Source organism: Sphingomonas sp. 66-10 (assembly GCF_001897045.1).
Classification (GTDB): Bacteria; Pseudomonadota; Alphaproteobacteria; order Sphingomonadales; family Sphingomonadaceae; genus Sphingomonas; species Sphingomonas lycopersici.
Genome location: NZ_MKRR01000145.1, coordinates 23,756 through 29,604 on the forward strand (window position 1 = coordinate 23,756; position 5,849 = coordinate 29,604).

The following is a 5,849-nucleotide window of genomic DNA, read 5'->3' on the forward strand; positions in this document are numbered from 1 at the left end:
GTGGAGCGGGCGCGGCATCGCGTGTCGGAATCCTCGTGCGGCCTGTGCGGGATCGAGAATCTGGCGCAGGCGATCCGTCCGTTGCCGCCGGTGAAGGCGACGCCGCGCGCGACGGACGGGGCGGTCTTCGCCGCGCTGGCGACATTGCGGGCACATCAGCCGCTCAACCGCGCGACCGGGGCGGTTCACGCCGCCGCGCGGGTCGCCGCCGACGGCAGGTTGGTGGCGGTGCGCGAGGATGTCGGGCGGCACAATGCGTTCGACAAATTGATCGGCGCGATGCTGCGTGCCGGGGCGGACTGGGACGGCGGGTTCGCGCTGCTCAGCTCGCGCTGCTCCTATGAACTGGTCGAGAAGGCGGCGCTGGCGCAATGCCCGCAGCTCGTGACGATCTCCGCGCCGACTAGCCTCGCGATCGCGCGGGCGCGGGATTGCGGGCTCAAGCTCACCGTGCTCGCGCGGCCGGATGCGATGCTCGAGGTGGAGGCGTGAAACTGCTCGGCGTGGTGCTCGCCGGGGGCGAGTCGCGCCGATTCGGCAGCGACAAGGCACGCGCGTTGCTCGGCGGCGTCGCGCTGGCGGATCACGCGCGGGCGACGCTGGCGCCGTTCGTCGCCGAGGTCGCGTTGTCGGGGGCGGAGGGGATCGCCGATTGCCCGGCGCCGGGGCTGGGGCCGCTCGGCGGGATATGCGGGGCGCTGCGCTATGCCGAGGCGCGGGGGTTCGCGGCGGTGCTGACGATCGGGTGCGATACGCCGTTCGTCCCGGCGGAGGTGCTGGCGAGGCTGGCTGCAGCGCCGGGCGCGGCGTTCGTCGCGGATACGCCGATCATCGGGTGCTGGCCGGCGGGGCTTGGCGATGCGCTGGCGGCGCGATTGCGGGCGGACCCGGACCGCTCGATGCGCGCGTGGTGTGCGGCGATCGGGGCGGTGCGGGTCGACGCGCCGGAGATCGCCAATATCAACCGGCCCGAGGATCTGGCGGCCTTGGCGCGCGCCTGACTATCACCGTCATCCCCGCGCAGGCGGGGATCCATTCTGGCTGGCCTATCGGCTTAGAACGCAACCTCAGCGCGAATGGATTCCCGCCTTCGCGGGAATGACGAAGAATAAAGTACGGCGGTCAACCTTCAGGATAGGGCGAAGGGCCGCCTTCGGCGATGAAGCGATCGATTCGCGCTTCGAGCACCGGCAGCGGGACCGAGCCGAGCGACAGCACGGTATCGTGGAAATGCCGGATGTCGAATTTCGGCCCGAGCGCCTTTTCGGCCTTGGCGCGCACCTTCTGGATCGTCAGCTCGCCGAGATAATAGCTCAACGCCTGCCCCGGCCAGCCGATATAGCGATCGACCTCGGAGACGATCTCGCGCTCGGGCAGCGCCGTATTGTCGCGCAGGAATTGCTGCGCCTGTTCGCGCGTCCAGCCCTTGGTGTGGATCCCGGTATCGACCACCAGCCGCGCCGCGCGCCACATCTGGTAGGAGAGCATCCCGAACCGCTCATAAGGCGTGCGATAGAAGCCCATCTCGTCGCCCAGCCGCTCGCAATAGAGCGCCCAGCCTTCGCCGAACGCCGAGATATAGCTGTTGCGGCGGAACGGCTTGAGTGCCTTGTTCTCCGCCGCGAGCGGCATCTGGAACGCATGGCCCGGCGCGCTTTCGTGGAGCGTCAGCGCGGGAAGCTGCGGCAGCGAGCGCGATTGCGGGTCATAGGTGTTGACCAGATAGACCCCCGGCCCGCCGCGCCCCGAGGTGTAATAAGGCGCGATCTGTGGCGGCACCTCGATGATCGCGAAGCGCTGGCGCGGCAGCCGGCCGAACCATTTCGCGGCCATGCCGTCGAAGCGCTTGGCATGCCACGCCGCTTCCTTGAGCAACTGATCCCCGGTGGTCGGGTGGAATTGCGGATCGGTGCGGATGAAAGTGAGGAAGGCAGGGAGATCGCCCTTGAATCCGGCGTCGGCCTTGGCCTTTTCCATCTCGGCGCGAATCTTGGCGACCTCCGCGAGCCCGAGCTGGTGGATCGCATCGGGGGTCAGGTCGGTCGTCGTGTAAACGCGGATGCGGCTTTGGTAATAAGCCGCGCCGTTGGGATATTTGTCCGCGCCGAGTTGCTTGGTCAGCCCCGGAAAATAGCTTTGCTGGAGAAACGCCAGCAGTCGCTGGTGTGCCGGGATCACCTGATCGGCGATCACCTTGCGCGCGGCGGCGCGCAATGCCTCCTGCGTCGCCGCGGGCATCGTGGCGGGCAATTTGGTGAAGGGCTCGTAATAAGAGACTTTGGTCGGATCGGTCGCGCCGGCGATTTCCGCCACGCCTTTCTCGCGCCCCTGCATCACCACCGCGGGCGGGGTGAAGCCGCGCGCAAGCCCGGCCTTCATATTGTCGGTCTCCTGCGCGAAGAAGCCCGGGATATCGCCGAGCCATGACAGATAGTTGCGGTAATCACGCTCGCCATTGGCGAAATTGCCCCGCGCGACGCCCTGGAGATCGGACCAGAAAGCGCTATCGCCGTTGACCGGCTTTTCGAACTCGCGGAACGTCTCGTCGTCAACCTGGCTGGCGATCTGCGCGCGATAGACCTGCCAGTCGGTCAGCGTATCGGGCGAGAGCGTCTTGGGATCGATCGCATCGAGCTTCGTCAGCACGTCGCGCCAATAAGCGAGCCGGCGGGCGTGCGCCGCGGCCGAATCATCCGCGATATGCGCCTCGACCGTGCCGGGGGCGTGATCGGCAATCCCCTCCTTCTCGCGCCACGCCCATTCGTCCTGCCAGATCCGGTCGAAGCGCGTGTCGGCGGTCGGGGGGGTGGGCGAGGGCGCTGGGGCCGCGGCGATCAGCAGCATAGCTGCCGGAGCAAGGATGGAACGCATGTCAGCGATCGTGGCCGAAGCGCGGCGTTGCTTCAACCCGGGGCTTCAGCCCGGCGTCATCGCAAGCCGGGTTTCCTCGACGCGGCGGCGATGTTCGCGCCATACGATGTAGAGGCCGGAGGCGATGATCAGCGGCGCGCCGATCCAGGTCGCCGGAGTGGGCAGGTGATCGAACAGCAACCCGCCGAGCAGGGTCGCCCATAGCAAGGCAGTGTAATCCATCGGCACCACCACGCTGACTTGCCCCAGATGGAGCGAGCGCGTCATCGCGATCTGCGCCGCGCCGCCGAGCAGCCCGATCGCGAGCAGCGTCCCCCAGCCGCGCGCATCATGCGCCTGAGCGAAGAACGGATAGATCGCGCCGAGCGGCACCAGCGACAGCGCCGAAAACCAGAAGACCGTCGTCAGCCCGCTTTCGGTCTTGCCGATCGTGCGCAACAGGATCGAGACGATCGCGCTGAGCAAGGCCGCGCCGAGGCCGGTCGCGACGCCGAGCGGCGGGATATGCCCGCTCCCCGGCTGGGTGACGATCATCACCCCGACGAATCCTGCGAAGACCGCCGCCCAGCGCCGCCAGCCGGTCGGCTCGTGGAGGATGAACGCGCCGAGGATCGTTGCGAAGATCGGCATCGAAAACCCCAATGTCGTCGCCTCGGCGAGCTGGAGCAGCATCACCGTGGCGAAATTGAGCGTCATCGAGGCGAGGCCGAGCGTGCAGCGCAAAATATGCGCGCCGAGCCGTTGCGTGGCGAGCGAGCCGAACCCCGGCCCGACGCCGACGATCGCCAGCACCAGCAGTGTCGCGATGAACTGGCGCCAGAACATGATCTCGGCGAGCGTCGCGCCTTGCGCCTCGGCGAGCTTGATCAGCGCGCTCATGCCCGCGAACAGCGCCGCGGAGGTCAGCCGCAGCCCGATCGCGCGCGCGACATGCTGGTGATCCCCGCTCCCCATGCGATCGCCAGTGCCGCACCGGCTGTGAGAACACAACGGACGAGGTTCTAGAAATTCATGCCGTCATGCCGGGCTTGACCCGGCATCCAGAGCCACAAACACCTTCCCGAGACTCTGGATGCCGGGTCGAGCCGGGCATGACGGTTGGGAACCGTCGGTCTGAATCTGCCTGCGGCCGGGGCGAACAAGTCCGCAGGTGACGAACGCGGCAACGCACGGTAAGCGCGCGCGTTATGATCAAGCACGCCCTTTCCGTCACGCGCGACGGCGATTTCGCGCAATGGTATCAGACCGTCGTCGCCGAGGCCGACATGGCCGAGGAATCGGGCGTGCGCGGCTGCATGGTGATCCGCCCGTGGGGCTATGGCATCTGGGAACGCATCCAGCGGCTGCTCGATGATCGGATCAAGGCGACCGGCCACGAAAATTGCTATTTCCCCTTGTTCATCCCGCTTTCCTATTTCGAAAAGGAAGCCGAGCATGTCGACGGCTTCGCCAAGGAGATGGCGGTCGTCACGCATCACCGGCTGGTGGCGGACGGCAAGGGCGGGCTCGTCCCCGATCCCGAGGCCAAGCTGGAGGAGCCGCTCGTCGTCCGCCCGACGAGCGAGACGGTGATCGGCACCGCCTTCGCGCGCTGGGTGCAATCGTGGCGCGACCTGCCGGTGCTGATCAACCAATGGGCCAATGTCGTCCGCTGGGAAATGCGCACCCGCATGTTCCTGCGCACCGCCGAATTCCTGTGGCAGGAAGGGCATACCGCCCACGCCAGCGCCGATGAGGCGCGCGAGGAGACGCAGCGTATGCTGGAGGTCTATCGCAGCTTCGCCGAGGACGATCTCGCCTTGCCGGTGGTAGCGGGCGAGAAGCCGGAGAACGAGCGTTTCCCCGGTGCGGTCGCGACCTATTCGATCGAGGCGATGATGCAGGACGGCAAGGCGCTGCAGGCCGGCACCTCGCACTTCCTCGGCACCAATTTCGCGCATGCGCAGGGCATTCGCTTCCAGAATGCCGAGGGCGAGCTCGAATTCGCCAATACGACGAGCTGGGGCGTGTCGACCCGCATGATCGGCGGCATCATCATGGTCCACGGCGACGACGACGGCTTGCGCGTGCCGCCGAAGATCGCACCGTGGCAGATCGTAATCGTCCCGATGCTGCGCGATCAGCCGGAGGATGAGGCGATCGTCGATTATTGCCGCGGGCTGCAGGGCGAGCTGGCGAAGCTTTCCGCTTTGGGCGAGCCGGTACGCGCGCTGCTCGATCTCAAACAGGCCAAGGCGGCCAACAAGCGCTGGGGCTGGGTGAAGAAGGGCGCGCCGATCGTAATCGAGGTCGGCGGGCGCGATGTCGCCGGCGGCAATGTCTCGGTGCTGCGCCGCGACCGGCTGTATCGCGAGGACGGCAAGCTCGACAGCCGCGTCATCGCGCGCGACGATTTCGTCGGCGCGGCGGCGGCGCTGCTGGAGGAGATCCAGTCCGGGCTCCACGCCGAAGCGCGCGCGCGGCTCGAGGCCAATATCACCCGCGTCGACGATTGGGCCGGGGTGGAGGCGATGTTCGTCGAGAGCGCGGCCAAGCCGGGCTGGGCCGATGTCGCCTGGTCGCGGCCGACCGGCGCGGCGCTCGATCAGGTGGTCGAGCGGTTGAAGGCGCTCAAGCTCACGATCCGCAACGCCCCGGTGGATCAGGGCGCGACCGACGGCGCGTGCATCTTCACCGGGGCGCCGGCGGTCGAGCGCGTGCTGATCGGGAGGGCTTATTGATGGCGGCGATCTGGACCCAGCCGGTCGATCTCGCGCAGCTCACCGCGCTCGGCACCAACGCGCTGCCGGGGCTGATCGGGATCGAATTTACCGATTATGGCGATGACTGGATGCGCGCGCGGATGCCGGTCGACGCGCGCACCCACCAGCCGTTCGGACGGCTCCACGGCGGCGCTTCGGTGGCGCTGGCGGAGACGGTCGCCTCGGTCGCCGGCTTCATGGCGGTGCCCGAGGGCAAGGTGACGGTGGGGCTGGAGA

The 5,849-nt window shown here is 67.7% G+C and carries 6 protein-coding genes; 4 read left to right on the plus strand and 2 right to left on the minus strand.

Going from position 1 to position 5,849, the window contains the following annotated elements:
* Together BGN95_RS21300 and mobA are read left to right on the plus strand one after the other, a co-directional pair.
* The coding region (locus tag BGN95_RS21300; protein ID WP_286773931.1) for a formate dehydrogenase accessory sulfurtransferase FdhD at positions 1-492 on the plus strand (492 nt) is incomplete at its 5' end.
* A complete protein-coding gene (gene mobA, locus BGN95_RS21305; RefSeq protein WP_179512305.1) occupies positions 489-1,001 on the plus strand; it encodes a molybdenum cofactor guanylyltransferase in 513 nt (170 codons plus the stop codon). The genes BGN95_RS21300 and mobA, both read left to right, overlap by 4 nt.
* A gap of 121 nt (positions 1,002-1,122) precedes the next feature.
* Here mobA and BGN95_RS21310 read toward each other — a convergent pair whose 3' ends face one another.
* Entirely contained in the window at positions 1,123-2,871 is a 1,749-nt protein-coding gene (locus BGN95_RS21310) for a DUF885 domain-containing protein (RefSeq protein ID WP_286773932.1), read from the minus strand.
* A gap of 45 nt (positions 2,872-2,916) precedes the next feature.
* Positions 2,917-3,825: a DMT family transporter gene (locus BGN95_RS21315; protein WP_286773933.1), complete on the minus strand. Its 909-nt coding sequence runs from the start codon at positions 3,823-3,825 to the stop codon at positions 2,917-2,919.
* A gap of 233 nt (positions 3,826-4,058) precedes the next feature.
* Here BGN95_RS21315 and proS point away from each other — a divergent pair, with 233 nt between their 5' ends.
* Positions 4,059-5,591, plus strand: a complete 1,533-nt coding sequence (gene proS / locus BGN95_RS21320) for a proline--tRNA ligase (RefSeq protein WP_286773934.1) — start codon at positions 4,059-4,061, stop codon at positions 5,589-5,591.
* The coding region (locus tag BGN95_RS21325; RefSeq protein WP_286773935.1) for a hotdog fold thioesterase at positions 5,591-5,849 on the plus strand (259 nt) is incomplete at its 3' end. The genes proS and BGN95_RS21325, both read left to right, overlap by 1 nt.

What these genes read in the sequence shown, in the direction of transcription:
- BGN95_RS21315 (WP_286773933.1), bottom strand. Translation starts at nt 3,825, where the DNA reads ATGGGGAGCGGGGATCACCAGCATGTCGCGCGCGCGATCGGGCTGCGG.
- BGN95_RS21310 (WP_286773932.1), bottom strand. Translation starts at nt 2,871, where the DNA reads ATGCGTTCCATCCTTGCTCCGGCAGCTATGCTGCTGATCGCCGCGGCC.
- proS (WP_286773934.1), top strand. Translation starts at nt 4,059, where the DNA reads ATGATCAAGCACGCCCTTTCCGTCACGCGCGACGGCGATTTCGCGCAA.